The sequence below is a fragment of the Gracilimonas sp. genome (assembly GCF_040218225.1).
Lineage (GTDB): Bacteria > Bacteroidota > Rhodothermia > Balneolales > Balneolaceae > Gracilimonas.
Genome location: NZ_JAVJQO010000002.1, coordinates 212,910 through 235,008, shown reverse-complemented (window position 1 = coordinate 235,008; position 22,099 = coordinate 212,910). Strand labels below are relative to the sequence as shown.

General features: G+C 42.8%; 17 protein-coding genes. 6 read left to right on the top strand and 11 right to left on the bottom strand.

Annotated features, from left to right (window positions below):
* Positions 1–10: 10 nt before the first annotated feature.
* The 3 genes from RIB15_RS01070 to RIB15_RS01060 form a co-directional block, all read right to left on the bottom strand.
* Positions 11–2,296: a TonB-dependent receptor gene (locus tag RIB15_RS01070; protein WP_350200295.1), complete on the bottom strand. Its 2,286-nt coding sequence runs from the start codon at positions 2,294–2,296 to the stop codon at positions 11–13.
* Positions 2,297–2,767: a hypothetical protein gene (locus RIB15_RS01065; protein WP_350200294.1), complete on the bottom strand. Its 471-nt coding sequence runs from the start codon at positions 2,765–2,767 to the stop codon at positions 2,297–2,299.
* A gap of 72 nt (positions 2,768–2,839) precedes the next feature.
* Complete coding sequence (locus tag RIB15_RS01060; RefSeq protein ID WP_350200293.1) at positions 2,840–3,148, bottom strand: hypothetical protein; 309 nt, start codon at positions 3,146–3,148, stop codon at positions 2,840–2,842.
* A 109-nt stretch (positions 3,149–3,257) separates the two neighbouring features.
* Here RIB15_RS01060 and RIB15_RS01055 point away from each other — a divergent pair, with 109 nt between their 5' ends.
* From RIB15_RS01055 to RIB15_RS01045, 3 genes are all read left to right on the top strand, one after another.
* Positions 3,258–3,611, top strand: coding sequence for an ABC transporter permease family protein (locus RIB15_RS01055; RefSeq protein WP_350200292.1), 354 nt, complete (start codon positions 3,258–3,260; stop codon positions 3,609–3,611).
* Between the two features lie 157 nt (positions 3,612–3,768).
* Positions 3,769–6,459 (top strand): pyruvate, phosphate dikinase, encoded by a 2,691-nt coding sequence (ppdK, locus tag RIB15_RS01050; RefSeq protein WP_350200291.1) that lies wholly within the window; start codon positions 3,769–3,771, stop codon positions 6,457–6,459.
* 133 nt (positions 6,460–6,592) lie between these two features.
* Entirely contained in the window at positions 6,593–8,077 is a 1,485-nt protein-coding gene (locus tag RIB15_RS01045) for a dihydrolipoyl dehydrogenase family protein (RefSeq protein WP_350200290.1), read from the top strand.
* Positions 8,078–8,113: 36 nt separating this feature from the next.
* On the opposite strand, the gene RIB15_RS01040 is transcribed toward RIB15_RS01045, so the two are convergent.
* The 3 genes from RIB15_RS01040 to RIB15_RS01030 all read right to left on the bottom strand — a co-directional run bounded on the left by RIB15_RS01040 (position 8,114) and on the right by RIB15_RS01030 (position 10,477).
* Positions 8,114–8,614: a hypothetical protein gene (locus RIB15_RS01040; RefSeq protein ID WP_350200289.1), complete on the bottom strand. Its 501-nt coding sequence runs from the start codon at positions 8,612–8,614 to the stop codon at positions 8,114–8,116.
* 27 nt (positions 8,615–8,641) lie between these two features.
* The gene (locus RIB15_RS01035) at positions 8,642–9,361 is read right to left on the bottom strand and encodes a ribonuclease H-like domain-containing protein (protein ID WP_350200288.1); all 720 of its coding nucleotides are present in this window, start codon (positions 9,359–9,361) and stop codon (positions 8,642–8,644) included.
* Positions 9,362–9,481: 120 nt separating this feature from the next.
* A complete protein-coding gene (locus tag RIB15_RS01030; protein ID WP_350200287.1) occupies positions 9,482–10,477 on the bottom strand; it encodes an asparaginase in 996 nt (331 codons plus the stop codon).
* A 236-nt stretch (positions 10,478–10,713) separates the two neighbouring features.
* Here RIB15_RS01030 and RIB15_RS01025 point away from each other — a divergent pair, with 236 nt between their 5' ends.
* The gene (locus tag RIB15_RS01025; RefSeq protein WP_350200286.1) at positions 10,714–12,840 is read left to right on the top strand and encodes an elongation factor G; all 2,127 of its coding nucleotides are present in this window, start codon (positions 10,714–10,716) and stop codon (positions 12,838–12,840) included.
* A gap of 66 nt (positions 12,841–12,906) precedes the next feature.
* Here the strand turns inward: RIB15_RS01025 and RIB15_RS01020 are convergent, their stop codons facing one another.
* From RIB15_RS01020 to RIB15_RS01000, 5 genes are all read right to left on the bottom strand, one after another.
* Complete coding sequence (locus tag RIB15_RS01020; RefSeq protein ID WP_350200285.1) at positions 12,907–13,407, bottom strand: TspO/MBR family protein; 501 nt, start codon at positions 13,405–13,407, stop codon at positions 12,907–12,909.
* Between the two features lie 88 nt (positions 13,408–13,495).
* A complete protein-coding gene (locus tag RIB15_RS01015; RefSeq protein ID WP_350200284.1) occupies positions 13,496–14,926 on the bottom strand; it encodes an OstA-like protein in 1,431 nt (476 codons plus the stop codon).
* A gap of 36 nt (positions 14,927–14,962) precedes the next feature.
* Positions 14,963–15,511: an LPS export ABC transporter periplasmic protein LptC gene (gene lptC, locus RIB15_RS01010; RefSeq protein WP_350200283.1), complete on the bottom strand. Its 549-nt coding sequence runs from the start codon at positions 15,509–15,511 to the stop codon at positions 14,963–14,965.
* Positions 15,512–15,569: 58 nt separating this feature from the next.
* Positions 15,570–16,199 carry a uracil phosphoribosyltransferase gene (gene upp, locus RIB15_RS01005; protein ID WP_350200282.1) on the bottom strand — a complete coding sequence of 210 codons (630 nt, stop codon included), beginning with the start codon at positions 16,197–16,199 and terminating at the stop codon, positions 15,570–15,572.
* A gap of 2 nt (positions 16,200–16,201) precedes the next feature.
* The gene (locus RIB15_RS01000) at positions 16,202–17,845 is read right to left on the bottom strand and encodes an alanine/glycine:cation symporter family protein (protein WP_350200281.1); all 1,644 of its coding nucleotides are present in this window, start codon (positions 17,843–17,845) and stop codon (positions 16,202–16,204) included.
* A 310-nt stretch (positions 17,846–18,155) separates the two neighbouring features.
* Between RIB15_RS01000 and RIB15_RS00995 the strand changes: the two genes are divergently transcribed.
* Positions 18,156–18,449 carry an HU family DNA-binding protein gene (locus tag RIB15_RS00995; RefSeq protein WP_349354351.1) on the top strand — a complete coding sequence of 98 codons (294 nt, stop codon included), beginning with the start codon at positions 18,156–18,158 and terminating at the stop codon, positions 18,447–18,449.
* Positions 18,450–18,932: 483 nt separating this feature from the next.
* Positions 18,933–22,061, top strand: a complete 3,129-nt coding sequence (locus tag RIB15_RS00990) for a lamin tail domain-containing protein (protein ID WP_350200280.1) — start codon at positions 18,933–18,935, stop codon at positions 22,059–22,061.
* Positions 22,062–22,099 lie beyond the last annotated feature (38 nt).

Here is a 22,099-nt window from a genome sequence, read left to right as displayed (position 1 = left end):
ATCGAATTGGCTAAAAGTACATCCGGTATAAAAGACTCACATTAATTCCTGGCTGAGGTCTCAGATCTTTTATTCTGGAAAGATGATCATAATATTCTGTATTCAGCAGGTTATTAATATTAAGTGAAAATGTATGCATCAGATTATCTCCTTCCAGCCTGTATTGTGAAAAAACATCCAGCAACACATAGCTTTCAGTTGGTGTCTCGAACTCCCCGGTACGATCCTGTTCTGCTGAGTACCGCACTCTGCTTCCTATTTCAAATCTATCTTTCGCGTATTTAAGAGATGATTTAATTTTAAAAGGGGGAATTTGGGGAAGGGGGCGGGTATTGCCGGTCGTTCCCGAATTAGCTTGTTCTGCTTCCGACACCTTTCGTTCTGCGATAGTGTAACTCATGGAGAGATCAAAAACGAAATTTTTCAAAAATTGCAGTTCACCTGAAAACTCAGCTCCGTAAAGTAAGGCCTCTGTTCCTACAAATTGATAATCCTGAAGGGTAGGGCGCTGGGCATTTTGTCTTCCGGTATTTCGGGCATACAGGTAATTGCTGAAATCGTTGTGGAAGATCGTAAAATCAGCATTAAGTGTATTTTCATTGAACCTAATAAAGACTTCTTTGCCTAAAGCGCGCTCCGGCTCCAGATCTGGGTTTCCAATTTCAAAAGAATAGGAGGCAAGGTGCGGGCCTTCTGAGTAGAGTTCTTCAAGAGAGGGCGCTCTGAACGAGTGAATAAAACTTCCTCCAACAGAAAACCCACTGCCAAGCTGGTAAATCGCTGCAAATGATGAAGCCACCGCTGGAAAGCTCCGGTCTTTATAAAAAGTAGAATCGATGTTACCATTTACTGCTCCAACAGGATAAAACAAGTCTCTTTCATTCGTGTTGTTTTGTATGAAGTCAACCCGGAGACCAGCCTCGAGGTGAAGGGCATCAAAGTCTGCTTCTTCAATAATGTATGCACCAACCTTGAAACTTTGGGAAGGTGGCGTTCCGGCTCCCATTACCTGATAATCTTCAAATTCAGAAGTAATTCCCATCGATCCACGGTCAAATAAACCCCACTCCCGATGCTTGGTTCGTAAACTGAAATTGGCTGTGAGTAGATCAAACTCCGTTCCGATAACCTGTCTACCCTGAGCGTCTTTACCTTCAATTTCTTTATGATTATAATCTTTGAAGGAGAGCTCAGCTTCCAGCACTTTAAAGAGATTATTTTGCAGAATAATTTCTGACTTAGCGTCGTATTGCCATTTCTGCATCTCAATATCTACTCCATTTTCATGACCGTTGGGATCTGGTGGAATACCATATTTACTTTGATAGAGTGTTCCTGAAGCCCCTATATAACCCCAGGTTTGTATATAACTTATTCCAACACCATCATTTGTAGTACGGAAAAAGGTGTTTTCTGTAGGGCCGATGGGAGTTCGGGTGTTATTGGCCAACCGTCCACTCAAGTCCATTTGTATAGCTAAATCTTTATATGGAATCTGAGCGCTCAGAGCTCCGGATGCTCCACGGTTAACGGATTCACCACTCAAAGATAATGATCCATTGATATTATTGGGAAGGGAGGTGGAAATCTGATTCTTAACAATGTTGATTACCCCACCAATAGCATTAGACCCATAAGCCAATGCGGCCGGTCCACGTGCAATCTCAATTTCATTAGCTGAAGATGGATCGGTAGTTACAGCATGATCTGATGATTGTGCTGAAATATCGCCCGTACTCATTCCGTCCTGAAGGATGACAACGCGTTCGTCACCAAGCCCCCTGATTACTGGTCGTCCGGGTGCAGATCCATTTGTTCGCTGATCAAAGCCAGGAAGGTTTGAAAGAGTTTGAGATAATGTAGAACCAAGATTTCTCCTTAGATCACTGCCAAAAACATTTTTGGAAGCATGTTCTAACCCAGAACCATTAAGTTGATCCTTTAATCCAACCACTTCAATAGACTGGGTACTCAAAACGGTTGAACTGAGTCGAATTTCAAGTTCCAAATCTTCACCTTCCACAATTACAGTTCTGGATTGGGTTCGGAATCCAATGCGATGAGCGGTTAGCGTGAACGTGCCTTTTGGAATATTCCGAATTTCAAACTTTCCATCCACATTGGTGGTGATGGTTCGGTTCAGCTCTTCTATGTGGAGATAAGCAAAAGGAACAGGTTCAGATGTTTCCACGTCTGTAACAGTTCCTGATATTGAAAAACTGTTATTCTGCCCCATAACCGACCTTGAGCCGGTTATTAGAGCTAGAAATAACAGAAATAAGGTTGTCTTCTTCACTTAATTAGAAGAAGTAATGGTTACAGAAACAGTGGCAGGACCGAATTCTGCTGATCCTACATGCAAAAGCTCAAAACTAAAGGAAGCTTCACCGGCGTTATTACCTGAAAGGGTAAAAAGGAATGGTTCACCACTATTTTCCTGACGGACTGAAATACTGCCGGTTCCATCGGTGGTTTCAAACCGAAGGCTGTGCTCATCTTTTTCTGGGGTGAATACATCTCCCTCCAGATCAAGAAATGCTACACGATATTGTATAGAAGCATTGGCACTGATAGATAAGCTGGCTGTAGTATTGTCATTCAGGTTTTTAGAGATGACTTGATCTGAGCCTTGATAAATGACAAATCCAACAGGTTCATGCTCATCCTCCTCCGAAGAGGTGGAGTTTGAACAAGCCGTTAGAATTCCGGCGAAAATAATGAAAGTTAATACAGCCTTTGCCGTTGATAAAAGATTTACTTTTTTCATGGATATAATGATTTAAATAAGTTGATAAAAAGAATAATTAGCCTGAAAAACAGGCAGGGAAATAAGTCTTATTTAAACCGTGGCTGGTGGGGCGCGGCCAAGAAGGGGAGTAAAAGGTTCATCAGAAATAAAAAATTCCGGTATTGAAATCAGGCTTTCCTGATACTCCAAAATATGAATAGATGAGCTTGGCTCTGTAACCGGAGTGTAGGTAACAATAGTACAAACGGGGCAAACCGGGTCGGTCTCAGCATAATGCTGTTCATTGGCATGATGCAGACATTCCAATCCTTCGCTATGGTAGTGAGCCATAGAAATAAGAGTTCCTGTAACTGCCAGAAACAGAAATGCAATAGATATGTAATTTCTAAATCTGCTCAAAAAGGTTTGCCGTATTATACTTGTAAGAATTTAACTCATAATATCATCAAAACAAGGCTAATTAGTATATATTCGTTCGTAACTATTACACAATTTAAAAACTACCCATATGGCCGAATTTATTGAAATAGCAAAAGAATGGTTTTTTAGTCTCGGAGACGATTATGGCGTGAATCCCATTATTTTTGGCAGCATCTATGTTGGGGCAATTCCATTCTTCACGTTGAGTATTGGATGGTTGGTTAGAAATTATCGCCAGAAAAAATCGATAGTTATACCTGCTTTGAGCTCTACGTTCTTTTTTATTTCAGCTTATCTTTATCTGATCATCGCAGGGGAGAATGTGCCATGGTGGGTGTACGGGGTGGTCGTGGTGATGATCGCATATGGGGCTTGGTCTACATATAATAAAGTTAAATACAGAATTGAAGAGGCAGATTCTGGCCTTCCTGAAACTGACTAAATATCTGTGATAGCGCTTTTCTAAGCCATATACATAATTACTTCATATTTATTTTGAATACTACCACTGTTCGGTCTTTAAGACCGGGTTGAAAGAGTTGGTATATCAGCCAGGCAAAAGACCTTGTTCTTAACTAAAAGTGCAGAGAGGTATTGTTATGGCTAATCCAGATAAATATGTATATCGCTTCGGTAGATTTAATACGGATGGAAACAGGAAAATGAAACATCTGTTGGGGGGAAAAGGAGCTAATCTTGCTGAAATGAGCAAAATAGGAATTCCGGTTCCCCCGGGTTTTACGATTTCAACAGAGGCGTGCAGAAGCACCATCAAAAACAGCATGAAGTGGCCTGAAGAACTTTTTGGTCAGGTGATGGAAGGTGTCAAACATATTGAAACAGAAATGGGTTTAAAGCTCGGGGACGATAAGAATCCTTTACTTATTTCGGTACGATCCGGAGCGGCCGTTTCTATGCCGGGAATGATGGATACCATCCTGAATTTGGGAATTAATGATAAAGTGGTTGAGGCTGTCATAAAGAAAACCGGAAACGAACGTTTTGCTTATGATAGCTATCGCCGGTTTATAGATATGTTTGGAGATGTGGTAATGGGAGTTGGCCACGATTACTTTGAAGAAGCTATCGGAAAGCTCAAAAAAGAAGTCGGGGTCGAAGATGATATCGAGCTAAATGCTTCTCATTTGCGTGAACTCACAGACAGATATAAAGCCATCTACCGAAAAGTGACAGGGCATATGTTTCCTGATGACCCGGTTGAGCAGTTGAAGTTTGCCATTAACGCGGTATTTAAATCATGGAATAGTGCAAGAGCTATCAAATATCGTCAAATCAGTAATATTCATGGGCTGATAGGTACGGCAGTGAATGTTCAGGCGATGGTATTCGGGAATATGGGCGAGAAAAGCGGAACCGGTGTTTGCTTCACCCGGAATCCATCTACCGGAGAGTCTAAACTGTACGGAGAGTTCTTGCTTGATGCACAAGGCGAAGACGTTGTTGCAGGCATCAGAACACCGAGCCATATTGCTGAACTTCAAAGCCGTAATCCTGCGATTTATAAAGAACTAGTGGGGTATACCCGAAAGCTGGAAGCCCATTATAAAAATATGCAGGATATCGAATTTACCATTCAGGATGGGAGCCTGTTTATCCTCCAAACAAGAAATGGAAAACGAACGGGAGCGGCCGCTGTTAAAGTTGCCGTTGATTTGGTGAATGAGGGAGTTCTCACTAAAAATGAAGCCATTCGTGATTTGGTAGATCCGGGTCACATAGAACAGCTTCTGCACCCACAATTCAAGGAAGATGCTTTAAATGGTAGTAAAGTATTGGGAACCGGACTTCCGGCTTCACCTGGAGCAGCTGTTGGTAAGGTAGTTTTTGACTCGAAGAAAGCGGAAGAAGCGGCTAAAGAAGGAGAAACAGTTATCCTTGTACGCATTGAGACAAGCCCTGAAGATGTAGGAGGGATGTCATCAGCTGAAGGCATTCTTACCTCACGTGGCGGTATGACCAGTCACGCTGCTGTAGTAGCCCGGGGCTGGGGTAAACCTTGTGTAGCTGGTTGCAGTGATATTGTGATTAATTACAAAACCAAGTCATTCACTAACGGAGAAATCACGGTTAAAGAAGGCGACTGGATTTCACTTAATGGAAATACAGGTAAAGTGATTCTGGGTAAAAAAGAACTGTCCAAGCCCGAATTCAGTAAAGAGTACCGGGTATTTATGGATTGGGTAAGCGACATCGAGGTGATGAAAGTGAGAACAAACGCTGAAACACCTGAAGATGCCGAGCTTGCTCGCTCCTATGGAGCCAAAGGAATAGGCCTTGCCAGGACAGAACATATGTTCTTTAAGCCGGGAAGGGTTAATTTCATGCGTAAGATGATCATTGCCAATACCAAAGAAGAAAGGGTCGTGGCATTGAATAACCTCCTTCCTTTCCAGAAACAGGACTTCATCGAGATCTTTGAAGCGATGGAAGGCCTCCCTGTTACCATACGCTTGCTCGATCCACCACTGCATGAGTTCCTCCCACAGGAAAAAGACGAGATCGAAAAGGTAGCCAGTGAACTTGGAGTTACCACTGATATTCTCGAGAACAAAGTGAATCAGCTGAAAGAATTCAATCCTATGCTGGGCCACCGGGGATGCAGGCTGGGTATTACCTATCCTGAGATAACCGAAATGCAAACCAAAGCCATCATAGAAGCCGCACTTGAGTTGGTGAAAGAAGGAAAGACAGTTCTTCCGGAAATCATGATTCCGCTGGTGGGAAGCGTGGAAGAATTCGAACACCAGCGGGCATTAGTAGACAAAACAGCCCGCGAAATATTAGCAGAACATGGTGAAAAACTTGACTATAAAATTGGCACCATGATTGAAATTCCCCGGGCTGCAATTCTGGCTGATCAAATCGCAGAAAAAGCCGATTTCTTCTCATTTGGGACCAATGATCTCACGCAGCTGACGTATGGATTCAGCCGGGACGACGCCGTTAAGTTCCTTCCAACTTATATCGAAAGGGGAATCCTGAAGCAAGATCCGTTTCAGGTGCTGGATGAAGAAGGCGTTGGTCAGTTTGTGCAAGCAGGAACCCGCCTTGGCCGGATGGTAAATGAAAACCTGAAAGTCGGAATTTGTGGTGAGCATGGCGGCGACCCTGAGAGTATCAACTTTGCATACAACACGGGCTTGGATTATGTGTCCTGTTCTCCATTCCGCGTACCGGTAGCGCATTTGGCTTCGGCACAGGCTGTGCTTCGTAAAGACAGGGAAGAGAATACTGATGAAGACGAGAAGGTGAATTCATTATTAGCCTGATAACAAGCAAACAGATAATCCAGTCATAGATCATTGATCTTCAATGCTTACTTTCGGAGTCGAAAAAGTTATTGAAATGAAGTAAGCTCACAGATGGTTGAGTCATCACTATCTAAAAAGGAGACATTGATTTATGGCTGGATATGATTTTGATATGATCGTGATTGGAGGTGGAGCTGCAGGCTTAACGGCTTCGGGAATCGCGGCTAATTTCGGGGCTAAAACCATGATGATAGAAGCGGATCGTCTGGGTGGTGATTGCACGTGGACCGGCTGTATTCCGTCCAAGACCCTTCTCAAAGCCGGGAAAGTAGCTCGTCAAATCAAAGATGCCGGCAAATATGGGCTGATTGACGGTGAGCCAAAGGTCGACTTCAAGAAAGTGATGCAGCATGTAGATGAGGTGCGAAAAGAAGTTTATCACGATGCCGACCGCCCGGAGATTTTTGAAGACATGGGTATTGAAGTGGTTTCAGGAAAAGCTTCCTTCAAAGATTCTCATACAGTAGATATTGAACTCAATGAGGGCGGAGTCCGTACCGTATCATCCAAATACTTTATTATAGCTACCGGAGCCAAAGCATTTGTCCCACCCATCGCCAGACTCGAAAGTGTTGACTACCTCACTAATGAAAGTCTTTTTGAGATTAGTGATTTGCCCAAAGAGTTATTGATTATAGGCGGCGGACCGATTGGTACGGAGATGTCTCAGGCTTTTGTAAACCTTGGCTCTGAGGTTACGGTAATTGATATGGCTGATCGCATTTTAGCTAATGATGATCCGGAGTTGGTCAGTATTCTTCAGGGTGAATTATCAAAGCAGGGAGTAAAGTATGAATTGGGAGCTTCTGTAGAGAAAGCAGAACAGGAGGGAAATCGCATTAAAGTGCATGTGCAAGTTAACGGGGCAAGTAAAGTAATTGAAGGTGATGCGCTATTGATGGCTACCGGACGAAGGGCGAATACTTCGACATTGAATCTGGAAGCAGCCGGGGTTAACACAGAAAAAGGAAATATAATTATTAATGAATCCTGCCGAACCAATCAGTCTCATATTTATGCAGCGGGAGATGTTACCGGCCGTTATCAATTCACCCACATGAGTGAACATATGGCCAAAATTGCTGCTACTAAAGCATTGCTTAAAGTGGTTCCCATGAAGATTGAAAAGGATCTGGTTCCTTGGGTTACTTTTACTGATCCGGAATTGGCTCATGTTGGAAAAACCGAAAAACAGCTAAAAGAAGAAGGAGAAAAATACGAAGTATATCGTTTCCCTTATTCCAAAATTGACCGGGCGCTTGCAGAAAATGAAGCTACAGGATTGGTCAAAATATTTGCGAAGAAGTTATCCGGGAAGATACTGGGAGCAACCGTAGTGGGAGCCCATGCGGGAGAGTTTATATCCGAATATGCGGTTGCTATGAAGAACGGAGTTTCACTTCGTGGAATCGCCGATACCATTCATCCTTATCCAAGCTGGGGACTGGGAGCCCGTCGCGCGGCTGATCAATGGTATATCAAAAACCAAAGCGAATGGTCGGTTAAGCTGATAAAAACCATTTTTGGCTATCGCGGAGAAGTACCGGATTTCAGCGATCCGGACCGGGTGGTATAGCGGTTTTTAGTTCCACCGCATACCGTTGTAAAGAGTCTAAAGTCCTTGAATTTGATCCGTATCAAAATCCTGAATGTTTGAATCGTATGGTTTTTCATTGGTTTCAATGGTAAATCGCAAATATTCAGTACTTCGCGGGAAGGAGGTCAAAACTGCAGAAAAAGAGCCAGTTTCGCCTGCTTTGAGCTCAGCATAATCTCCTGCATCCATTTGTGAAATCCCTAATTCGCCGGTTTCTCCATTTTCATTAATGGGATAAAATGTTACAAACAAATCATAGAGATTTCTTTGATTTGGGTTGGTGACATTAAAGTCACATGAAACAATACTATTCATTAAATATTTACAGGAGATGCTATTTACATCTATGGCTAAAGTCTCATCGATTTTTGAATAATCGTAATATTGATTTTCTGAGGGTGCTGCTTCAACTGCCATTGCTTCCGGTTCAGATGCTTGAACATTGTTTTCTTCTTGTTTTTTACTGCCACAAGCGGTAGTGAAAGCAAGTAAAATTACTAATAATGTATATTTCATAATGTTGAGTATTTATGTCAGTTAAAATTATTGTTTAGGAGAACCACTCTGAATCTCTTCCAGCTTACTCATCGCCCTATCTTTTAAATTGTTAAACTGATCTTCGGGAATATGCCCAGCCGTGAATTGGTGATAGAGCCAAACGATATAGGTTGCCATCACATCTTCGTAGCAGTAATGTTCAATTAAGTCGAGTTGCCCCCGCTGAAACATGGCCAGCACTTCGTTACCTTCTCCGGTTTGTTTGAAGGGAATGCCAATCAGCTGTCCCAGATGTTTAAGCTTGGGCCAGGAACTTGCACCGTAGTTACTGAATTCATCAACAAGGTCAATATTGTGGCGACTGTAGCGATAGCGGATGTCATAATCATGCATACGAACCGGCATTTGGAGCCCATGTTTCATAGCACGATAGGTGAGAACCGGAATATCAAAGCCTTTACCGTTATGATGAATAAGTCCAAAATCCTTGTAGGTGCCTATGGCATCAAAAATCTGTTTAAGGCCTTCTTTTTCGTCCTCACCGCTCCAGGCAAGTTTCTGTTTTGGCCCACCGGTGTTTTCAATCCAAAGCCCAACCCAGGAAACCATTCGGTGATACATGGGAGGAAGGAACCCGGAAGCATTGCGGGCGAGTTCTTCGCTGGCTTTTTCCAGCAAGAGCTCCTGGTCAGAATCCGGGTCATTAAGTACCCGGCGAATGAAATCAAAATCCGGAATAGTCTCTACATCAAAAATGAAAAACATAATATTAGATTTAGTGATATTGGCAAGAAACGCGGATAACACAGATAATCACTGAAGGATAATAACACAAATCCGTAACGATCTGCCAAATCAGCATCATCCGTGTTCTATTCTCAATTGTTAAAGTGTAAGTTCCCCGACCAGCGATTGCTGGAAACGCTCCTCAATATCGCTTTTGGAATCGTAATGTGCTAATAAAAACATGAGTTTGGTTACAGCAGCTTCCAGGGTAAGGTCATTTCCGCTGACGGCTCCATGTTTTAAGGCGGCTCTTCCTGCTGAATATTGGGTGAGATCAACCGAGTCATAATCGGCCTGGGAAACAATAGCTACAATCACATCCTGTTTACGACATTTATCAAGGAAAGGCAGGAGACTCTTTTCACCCTTCACGCAAAAATTACCGCTCCCGAACGCTCTGAGAATAACTGCTCTGACTTTCTCCAGCTTCAGGTCCATCAGCAGCTCAGGGTTGAGATTGGGGTGAGCCGTAAGCACAAAAACCTCATCAGAATATTTAGCCGCGTTCTCAAAATCACCGTTTCCGAATTGATCCTGAACCAAGGCTTCAATCTGAATGCCGATATCAGCGAGAGGGGAGAAGTTGGGGGAGCCAAAGGCATCAAAATCACCAATGCTGAGTTTGGTAGCCCGGTTTCCCCGATAAAGCGCATCGTTGAAACAAATCCCGACTTCCTTAAAATCCATCGTAGCCAATTCGATCGCGTTTACGAGATTCCGTCGAGCATCACTGCGGATGGTGCTCATTGGCAATTGGGAGCCCGTGAATATTACGGGTTTGTCCAGATTTTTCAGTCCAAAACTAAGAGCGGATGCAGAATAGGCCATGGTGTCGGTTCCATGGAGAATCACAAAACCATCAAATTCGGCATACTTCTCTTCAATACAGCCGGTCAGCTTTATCCAGTGCCAGGCGTTAAGATCAGAACTGTCTTCAAAGAAAAGAGGATAAGTGACGATCTCAGCAATTTCATTTAGCTCAGGAATTTCTTCATACAGTACTTTCGACCATCTCTCCGGATCCAGTTCAACACCCGCACCTTTTGCGTTCATGGCAATGGTTCCCCCGGTCTGTATTAATAAAATCTTTTTCATGTTGATTTATTCGTGACTCCGTTTATTTTTGATCTTCACATTCTGTTCAAAAAGAATGGGTACTGTTCATTGAATTTTTGGCGCAAAAGTTGGTCGCGCTTTTTGACAAGTTAATCTGCTATCAACAAACATAGCAGAAATTTCGCCATTAAAGCACCGAAGCACTAAAAGTAATTAATTATTTCGTGTTTTAGAGATTTTGTGGCAGTTGATAAAAGAGAAAAAAAGGAGACACCATGAAAGTATATAATCCTACCCGTATCCGTAATGTTGTTCTGCTGGGGCATTCAGGCTCCGGAAAAACAACGTTGGCCGAAACGATGCTTTTCGAAGCCGGAGCCATTAACCGACGAGGATCGGTCGAAGAAAAAAATACCGTTTCCGATTACCACAACCTGGAGAAGGAAAAGCAAAAATCAATTTTTTCATCTTTCATGAACCTGGATTGGCGGGGGCATAAAATTAATCTCATCGATACGCCGGGAACATCCGACTACATTGGGGAAGTAGCAGGCGCTGTCCGAATTGCTGATACCGCTATTTTTGTATTGAACTCTGAACAAGGCGTGGAAACAGCTACCGATTCACTCTGGAAATATGTGCAAAAGTATAGTGTGCCGTCTATGTTTGTAGTGAATAAACCGGATACGGATCAGTCTGATTTCTGGAAAACCGTTGATGAAGCCAAAGAACATTTTGGACGTCAGGTAACTGTGGTTCAGTATCCATTCAGCGAAGGACCCGACTTTCATGCCATTATTGATGTGCTTCGCATGACGATGTATGAATTCCTGGAGAAGGGAGGAAAGCCTGATAAACTTCCTATTCCCGAATCACAACAGGCACGGGCCCAGCAGTTACACCAGGAATTAGTGGAAACCATCGCTGAGAATGATGAAACCCTGATGGACATCTATTTTGAACAGGGGGAGCTGGACGAAGAACAAATGCAGAAAGGATTGCATATTTCGTTGGTAAACGGTCAGATTTATCCGTTGTTCGTGAGTTGTGCAGCCAAAAATATGGGAACCGGACGGGTAATGGGATTTCTGGATGATGTGGCTCCGAATCCTCTGGAAGGAAATCCGCCTAAAACCGAAGACGGAGAAGTGTTTGAACTTGATCCGGACGGCAAACCCGTGATGTTTTTATTTAAAACCCATTCTGAATCTCATGTAGGGGATTTGATCTATTTTAAGACCTATGGCGGTTCCATCCGGCCGGGAATGGATTTGATCAATAGCTCGAATAATTCTTCGGTTCGCTTGGGGAGTTTGTTTCTAACAGAAGGCCATAAGCGCATCGAGATCAATGAAATTCAAACCGGAGATATCGGTGCCGTAGTGAAGCTGAAAGATGGGGAGGTTAACGACACGCTTCATGAAAAAGGACACGATATCAAACTTCAGGGCATTGAATTCCCTCCAACGACTATCCGCACGGCTGTTAAACTCAGGAAAGAAGGTGAGGAAGATAAGCTTGGACATGCCTTGCATCAGATACATCGGGAAGATCCTTCGGTGGTTATTGAACATAGTCAGGAATTGCGGCAGGTTATCATTCATGGTCAGGGGGAAGAGCATTTGGCAGTGATAGAGGATCAGCTGAAAAACAGGTTCAAGCTGGATGTCGAGTTCATCACTCCTAAAATTCCTTACCGGGAAACGATTACCAAAGGAGTACGATCTCATTACAAACACAAAAAACAATCAGGCGGAGCTGGTCAGTTTGCCGAAGTTCATCTTTTGATAGAGCCTTATACAGAAGGTATGTCGCCACCGGATGACCTGAAGGTTCGGGATGTGCAGGTGCATGAACTGGACTGGGGTGGTAAACTGGTGTTCCAGAATTGTATTGTGGGTGGTGTGATTGACAACCGCTTTATGCCTGCAATTCTTAAAGGAGTAATGGAGAAAATGGAGAACGGCCCGATGAGCGGTTGCCGTGCCCGTGATATCCGGGTTTCTGTTTTTGATGGTTCGATGCACTCGGTGGATTCCAACGAAGCGGCTTTCAAAACAGCAGCACGAATGGCATTCCGGGATGGTTTTATGCAAGCCAATCCTCAGCTAATGGAGCCTGTTTATGAAATCGAAGTTACCGTTCCTTCTGACTTTATGGGAGATGTGATGAGCGATCTGAGTACCCGGCGCGGGCAAATCCAAGGCATGGATGGCGAAGGTTCTATTCAGAAAATCAAAGCCCATGTGCCACTGGAAGAACTGGACCATTATTCAACCCGACTGAAGTCTATGACTCAGGGCAGTGCAACTTACACGCGTGCGTTCTCACATTATGCACAAGTTCCGCATGATGTCCAAAAACGCGTGGTTGATCAGAACCTGGAACTTCAGGAAGCGTAGGAACACTGAACAAGGAACATCGAAAGTAGAAAGCCAGATCTTTGTAAAAGCAGGGATCTGGCTTTTTTAATGATGTCCAGCTGTAGGTGGAGTATCTTTCTTCAGCTTCATTTCACCGACAATAATCAGGCTTGCGAGTGCTGTCCATAGAATAGTTGGCACTACAAGCAGAGCTGAAAAGATGGATTCGGGATAGATTACATAAGTTGTATAGCCGGCAAACAGTATGACGATCATATTTCCGGCAAGGCCAAGCCAGGAAACCGAAATGCCTGTTACTTTTGACAGCCCGATGGTATAGTAGGCGTAGGCTGCACAGATAAAGGCAAGTATAAAAAGTGGCCATTGCAGTTCGTCGTGCCCAATTTGAAGCAGGTGATGACGGGATAATGCCAACATTGCAAAGAGTACAAACCAAATGATAGGTATCACAAATCCGGGTGGCTGATACCAGAGTTTTGGTTTTGAATCCCGTTCAAATTCAATTCCAAGGAATGATGCTGGAATATTTAAACCAACAAGAATAGCATAAAAAAGAAAAATGCTTACCAAGATTGACCAATCCATGGGTACCCCCATTTTTAGTTTCGGGTAAAGACTGTCAGTAATGTAATTGATTCCTTTTAAATAGGGAAATGATTGAACATCAGGTAATCTATTCGCCGACTGGATCTTGCGAATTCAAGTTTATGTATTCAACAAACCTTCGAGGGAGTGCAAAAGGCCGTTCTTGAGGAACAGGAGGGAAGCGGGGGGCAACTTCGGTTTTGGGCCGTGTAGGACGACGCTCAGGATTCCAGGCAAAACCATCGAGTCGGCGATCAGCCAGTCCTGGAAACTCTTCAAAGAAATACCCATCGTTCTTACCGGCAACCACCCGTTTCAAATCTCCATTGCTAAAATACATAATGGTTTGCGGGGATGAGTATTCAACAGCTCCATCTGGATCGCCGTCTTCATTTTGAGTGTGATATAGAACCTGGCTTTTCGGATAGATTTTGATGCGTGAGATACTCCCATCGGTAAAATCAGCAATCAGCGTATCGCCCTTAATCTGATGAAGTCGGCCGGTGGCACTGTCTTCCTGAACAGCTATAGTTTTATGGAAAGATTTAAGCTCCCGGACTTCACTGCTGTCCATCTGAACGGCGATATAAGGGCCGGTAAGCTGAATATTATCATGCCACGCAATGGGGTTGGAAATCAGTTCAAAGATTTCTGTAGATGAATCATAAAAGAGAGTATCTGAAACAGAAGAAAATTTAGGCGACCACACCCTGACATTTTTGTAGCCCCGAATAAGGGAAGTTGAATCCTGATCCAGAAGCAAAAGCTGATTGGCATTGATGTGTGTTGTATCGGTGGTATCGGCACTTACCCTTCGCAAATAACCGTTCCCATTCACGAAACGACGCCCGGTAGAATCAGCCTCCAGATAATCCCCGGTTAGAGTGCCATTGTTGGTACTATCAACTACAAAAACATTATCGTAAAGCTGCAGGTATTTGGAGGTTCGGTTGATGAATAAACTGTCGCCTTCAGCATATTGGGCAGAGTCGGAAAGCTGTACATTTCCTCGGAAAATAGCACTGTCCTGATTTTGGAAATAAGTTCCTCTTTCTGCTATGAGTGTGCCATCCTGATCTTCCAGCCTAATTCCGCTGTCGAAGTAGGCCACTTTAGTGAAGAAGTTATAGTCTACCCGTTTCCCAAAAAGAGTAGTGCTGTCCTGTTGAATTATGACCCGGCCTCTGAGCAGGCTCAGATCTCTGTTCGTGTAATAATAAAGGGTGTCACTCCAGATCGTTTCATCAGGGGTTTCAATCTGAATATTCCCAAAAGCTCTTATTTCACTTCGGTTGATAAAACGCCACGCACTATCACAAACCATTTCGATGTTTCCGGTAGTAAGACGCGCATTATATAGTTTCTGAACCTGCTCTCCATCTAAAGTTGCTCCCACGGCACGGCTAAATGACTCGATATTAACAACGCTTTGGGCTGTCCCTGAAAATGGCTTGATGAAAAGCACAATCAGCAGTAATGCAAATCCGGCAGATTTAAATGAGCTAAGAAATCTATTCATAAACCGAATATACAATTACGATGAATTAGTTTATAACTAATCAATGACTGCACGTCCACCGCCTTCATTCAATGTGTAATTGGTGAGATCAGAATTACCAAAGAAACCCTGAGCGGCAATACTATCAGGCGGGGAGATGAAAATCACAAACTCAGGAGTACTTACCCGATCTTTCTCGCGTTCCCATTTCAGATATTCAGACCGGAGTTTTTTGCCTTCCGGGGCGTTAACACGAACATTTCCGAACATCTCAAAAGCAGCTTTATCAGGAAGGTGAATAGCACTGTCGGTGTACACAAATGTATCAGGTTCGCCTTCTGTATCAAAAATTTCAATGTAAACCGGTCCGGAGATTTTAGTGATGTTTTGGTTCTCATTTTTAATAGAAGATGCATAGCTGCCTGACAGCTTCAGCGTGAGTTTACCATCTTCCATGATCTCCATGTTGATACCCCAGCTTTCGGTAGTGGTAAACAGAGAGTCACTTAAAGCTTCCTGTACCTGTTTATTTTCATATTCGGTAAGCTCACCACAGCCGAAGCCAATAAACAGCAAAATGGAAAATATCAGAGGGTATTTAAGCATCATATGCTGATAACGGTTTAGCCGTCGGTTGTATTCTTAAAGCTGTTCGCTTAAAAAGTTACAGGGTTCCAAAATACCGGTCACCGGCATCGCCAAGGCCGGGAACAATAAATGCATTTTCATTCAGCTTCTCGTCAATAGCAGCTGTAATGATGGGTACATCGGGGTGATCATCTTGCAGGCGTTTAATACCTTCCGGAGCAGCTATCAGGGAAACGAACCGGATATTATCCGCTCCATTCTCTTTAAGAAACTTGATGGCATGAGATCCGCTACCGCCGGTGGCTAGCATGGGGTCAACAACGAGTGTGTAAGCACCTGTTAAGCCTCCGGGAAAATTATGATAATAGTTAACCGGCTCATGACTTTCTTCATCACGATAAACCCCAATATGGCCTACTTTAGCATCGGGCATAAAACTGATGATACCATCCACCAGGCTTAGTCCCGCCCGGAGAATAGGTATCACAAAAACTTCAGCAGCCGGCTTGTAACCGGTTGTTTTTTGAATGGGTGTTTCAACTTCATACTCCTGAAGTGGCAGATCAACGAGAGCTTCAGCAGCGAGAATGGTTCCAATTGTACCCATAGCCCGCCGGAAGGGAGCGGTTTCTGTTCTTTTATCCCGAAGGATACTCAGATACCGCTTTACAACCGGATGATCTATTTCAGTTACAGGTCGATTCATAATTAAATTTCGCCTTTTGCTTCGAGCTCGTCCATTTTGTTGAAATATTTCTTACTGGCTACAGCAACAGAGCCTGAAAGGGCAAATAATGCGATGATATTTGGGAATGTCATCAATCCAAGTGCGATATCCCCAATAGCCCAAACCGTGGCAAGCGGGAATATAGCCCCAAGGAAGTGCATCCCGAGGTAAACTACTTTGTAGTAAATAATGGACCTATCACCTGCCAGATACTGAATAGAACGGTCACCATAGTAACTCCAGCTGATTGCTGTAGAGACTCCGAAAAGAAGCACACAGATGGTTACGATATAATCTCCATACGGGAAAATAGGAGCGAGACCTTTTTTAAATCCAAGGGAAGTTAGCGGAGCTCCGTTTTCAATAATATTGGTATAGATTGTGGCTACTTGTTCGCCGGCTTCATTTGTGAATACCCCAACACCATCTACCATTTCAAGGGTACCGGAAAATGTAGTATTCTGAGCTTCATCAATGAAAAACTTACCGGTAGGGAAGTCATTTCTTTCAACAGTACCATTAATTGGTTCACCATCTTCAATAATCAGCATATTGCTTCCGTCAGTGATTTCAACAGCATTATTACTGTTGCCAGGCTCATAAACCATGTTGTGGCGTTGTTCCCAAACTCCGGTACTTACAATTACAAGGCCGGTCATTGTACAAACAACAATGGTATCAATAAAAGGTTCGAGCAGTGCTACTACCCCTTCACGTACAGGCTCTTCTGTTTTTGCTGCACCGTGGGCAATGGGGGCTGACCCCTGTCCGGCTTCATTAGAAAATAAACCCCGTTTAATACCCCAAACCAGAGTGGTCAGGAATAATCCTGAACCCACACCAAAGAGTCCGGCTTCAGGAGTAAAAGCAGAAGTAATAATGGTTCCGAAAGCAGGAATCACATCATCAGCGTTGATGGCAAGAATAATAAGCGCTCCTAACACATAGATAAGAGCCATAACCGGCATCAGGCGAGCAGTAACCTGGCCAATTCGCTTGATACCACCTACAATTACAATTCCCACAAAAGTGGCGGTAAACAGACCAGATGCCCAGCTTGGGATTTGGAAAGTACTGTACATGGTATCGGCAACGGTGTTCGCCTGAACAGCATTACCGGTCAGGAAAGAACAAATAACGGCCATTGCAGCAAAAAAGACGGCCAGCCATTTCCAGTTGGAGCCGAGTCCTTTTTCGATGTAATACATTGGTCCACCGGATACAGAACCATCGGCGTTTTGAATACGATATTTAACCGCAAGTGTACACTCGGTGTATTTGATGGCCATCCCGAAAAAGGCTGTAACCCACATCCAGAAAAGAGCTCCGGGCCCACCATAGTGGATAGCGATGGCTACACCTGCAATATTACCGATTCCAACGGTAGCAGAAAGCGCAGTTGTCAGAGCCTGGAAGTGATTGACGTCTCCGGTGTCATCAGGGTTGTCATAGGTTCCCATAACAGATTTTACACCGTGAGCAAAACGTCTGATCTGTACAAAGCCAAGGCGAAGAGTGATAAAGATTCCGAATCCCAAAAGTACCACAACCATGAGTGGGAATTGTTCCGGGGTAGACCAAACCAGATTATTCAGCCAGTTTACAATTTGTTCAAATACTTCCATGAATAAAATATTATAGGTTAAGAATGTTATACGAGGGCAGGCTGAAAGTAAAAAACATTTGGGAATATTAAAGGATTAACATTTGCAAAAGCAATGTGAGTAGTTTCAGCTTATATAAGTAATATGTTGAGAAAGTAAACGGAAGCTTGAATTGCGGTGTTGACTTTTAGTGAAGAAAGAATAGAATGTAAAACAATGAAAGCCAACTTTGTAATTTCTTCAATCTTGTGAACGATTTTTCGGAAGCTTTGTTTTCATTATAGTATTTTTTAAGAAACTATAGACAAACTTATAAACAACCTTTTAGATTATGACTAAAGCAGATATTGTAGATGTAATTTCTTCATCTGTAGGTTTAACAAAAGTTGAAACTGAAGCTGTTGTTAACGGTTTTATGGAAACTGTTATTGACGCTATGAAGAGAGGGGAGAACATTGAGCTTAGAGGATTTGGCAGTTTTAAAGTTGTTAAACGAGCTCAAAGAGTAGCCCGTAATCCAAAAACAAACGAAGAAGTGATTGTGCCGGAGCAGTTTGCACCTGTGCTTAAAATGTCTAAAGATTTTAAAGAAGCAGTGAATGAAGCACATATGGTTGAAAATTGATTTAGAAAACCTGATAAAACTTCTTATTTTCAAAGCTGTTCGAACAACAGTAATTTCTATAAAACACATGTAGGTGAGTATTTATGCCAAGCGGTAAAAAAAGAAAGCGCGCGAAAATAGCTAAGCATAAGCGTAAAAAACGTCTGAGAAAAAACAGACACAAGAAGAAAAAGTAAGATTTTATAAGGCTCCGATTTGGGGCCTTTTTTATTTACAGGATTTGCAACTCAAGCCGGATAAGATTTCTTATCCGGCTTTTCTTTTTTTGGGAAGATGAGCTTTACATGCACACAAAGTTTATTAGAAGTCTTTAATGTTTGTCCGCGGAGGGGATTATATCCCCGAATAGTGTTTTTTTAAGAAAGGGGTTAAGAAATAGAAACAATTTAATAACAGAGATTGTCTTTCTTGCTTCACATTTTAAATCGCTCTTTAAAATAACGAAGGGTACAAATAGCAATCACAATACAAAAAAGACTATTTATGAAGAAGATTACTACGTTCCTTTTTTCGCTTTTAATGCTTTTAAGTTTCTCTTTGGGGGTACAGGGGCAAATTATTTCACAGTATATAGAAACGAGTTCAGGTACTACTCCTAAGGGAATTGAAATCTGGAATAATACCAGTTCTACATTAGATTTTTCAGTTGATAACCTTGTGATAAAAAAAGGTACCAATGGAGATCCTTTAGAAGAGGATTATACAGTTTCTTCTGGGACACTGGCTCCTGGTGATGTGATGGTGATTGGGACTTCTGACATAGAAACATATTTAACAAATGAAGGATTAACCTCTATACTTTTTGAAGAGAAAAGCTTCACTTTTAATGGTGATGATGCTCTTTCTGTAGAGTATGGCGGGGTAGAGACAGATGTATTTGGTGATCCTGGTACAGGTGACCCTGGTTCGGGATGGAGTGGTAATGGAGTACAAACATATAATCAGAATATTGAATTGAATGAAGGTATAACAACTGGATCTACGGGATTTACTGATCCAAGTACAAGGTTCTCACAAGTAGCCGGAGGTACAGATTTAACAGGATTCGGAATTGCTCCTCCTTCAGGCGATGCAGCAACAAAATTAGTTATTACTACCATTAATAATGGAGATTCACCAACTGAAGTAACTGGTTTTAGCGTTACTGTACAGGCTCAAGATTCGGATGATAATCCTGCAAACGTAGATTCTGAGACGGATATTACACTGACTCTGGCAACAGGAACTGGTAGTTTAGGAGATACTGTTACTGGAGTAATGGCAAATGGCTCTAATACAGTGACAATATCAGGAGTAACCTATGATGAAGCTGAAAGCGGAGTGTCTATAACGGCTTCTGATGATGCTTCTGGATTAACCTCTGGAACAAGTTCTGCTTTTGAGGTTCTTGCAGCTCCGACTAAACTCGTGATAAAAAATTTTCCTTCTTCTGGTGCTGTAGATGCAGCTATTAGTTCATTTACTGTAGAAGTTCAAAGAGAAGACAATTCGGTTGATGAAAATAGTTCAGCTTCTGTTGCCATTAGCAAAGCAAGTGGCTCAGGAGCACTTTCTGCTACCACTCCTGTTACAGCTGTAAATGGGATTGCAACTTTTAGTGATGTCGAGTTTGATGCTGTCGATGATTATACAGTTTCAGTTACTTCAACAGGTTTGACAGGGGCAACATCGGGTGCAATTTCTATTGAGAATATTGTGAATCCTTCAAATGGCAGTGTTTTTATTACTGAAGTATCAGATGCGGCTTCTGACTTCAATTCAGAATTTATTGAACTATATAATACTGGTCCGGACCCGGTTGATCTTACTTCAAGTAATCTTATAAGATATTCTTCTGATGGTGTAAGCAGCGAATATACTTTTGATATTGGCAGTGATGGATCAGGTTCAGCCATCATTCCAGGCAATGGGTTTTTAATTATAACCAGGGGGGCTACTGAAGCTGAATTTGAAACCGAATGGGGGACAATTATTTCTGGAGTAAATTATAATGAAGGTAATACAAATTTGTTCTTTGGTACAGGAAGAAGATGGGTGCTTGAATACAATAGTACGAACATAGACTCAACAACTATTTCGGTTGGAGATGGAACCCGACATTTTCAATTTCCATTAGGCAGCCAGGCTTTTGTGGAAGGTGAAAGATCAGAAGCCACTCCCGGGGAGTTGGATGGCAGCATCGAAATCTCAGGCAACGCCGGGTGGCGCATGCTTTCTCTGCCTATTGAAGACGGAACCGTAGCAGATGTCTCTGACGATGCTGCCGTTCAGGGAATTACAGGAGGAGCTGACACTGGCGATGATGCTAACTTTTACATCAATACCGCATCCGATGGTACTGCCCAGAATGGATATACTACCCCAACAAATGTTACGACACCCTGGGGCGACGGATTGGGTTTCATTATGTACTTCTTCGACAATAGTTCAAATGGAAGTTCAGAACTGCCTATCACTTTGGATGCTTCCGGAACCGAGCCTTCCGGAGATGTGGATGTTACCCTTTCTGATACCTGGACATTGGTTGGAAACCCATTTGCCAGTAACTTTGCACTTGATCAGCTAACAGGAAATGATTCAGGTCAGGGTGTAAATGATGGACTGATAAGTCCGGCGAGTTTCTGGGATGACGGAGTGGCTACTGATGGCAGTGGAAGCTGGATAACTGAAAACTTCGGCTCTGCTAACGGAGAAGTGATAAGCACTTGGCAGGGATTCTTTATTCAGAGAAACAGCAGTTCTACTACTCAGTTAACTTTCCCTGAGGCTGGTAAAACTTCAGATGCCGCCACGGCTTCTTATTTCTCTAAAGAAAAGCCACAAGAGTTCAGAGAAATTGAATTGTTATTGGAAGCGCCGAATAATCAGGTTGACCGATCCGGGAAATTATATTTTTCTGATCAGTCTGCAGAAGGTCGTGATGGTTTTGATGGAGGTAAACTTACACCTCTAAACGGATCACCATTTATCTCATTCGTAAACGATTTCGGTAAAGGCAATGAATTATTGGTACAGGATGCTCGGTCACTAAATCCGGAAACAGAACAAACCTATGAACTTGTTTTAAGTGATGCAGGAGTTAGTGGCACGTATACACTAAGCTGGCCAGAGATGACCAATATCCCCGATGACTGGTCATTTACGCTAACGGACTTTGAAACCGGAAATACTAAAAATATGATTCCGGGTAGTACCTATGAATTTGATGTGGATGCAGTACAGAAAGTACGGGCAACCAGTGTTCTGAATCCCGCTGCTGTGGAAGCTTCAGCTGAGCAAGCAACACCAAGGTTTGGCATTGCACTTTCAACTAACACAACGACGGGCAATGAGCCCGATGCCACTCCGGAAAGCTTTGCTCTGGAACAGAATTATCCAAATCCATTTAATCCGACTACACAAATTCAGTACAGTGTGACTGAGGCCGGGCTGGTGTCATTGACCATCTATAATTTGATGGGACAAAAAGTAGCAACGCTTGTTGGTGAAAATAAGTCGGCAGGTACATACCGTGTAAACTGGAATGCAGCTAATAATGCCAGTGGTATTTATTACTACCGCTTGCAGGCTGGCAATCAGGTATTGACCCGACAAATGACATTAATTAAATAAGAAATTTAGATCTGAAAGCTGATAGCTTTTTAAAAAAT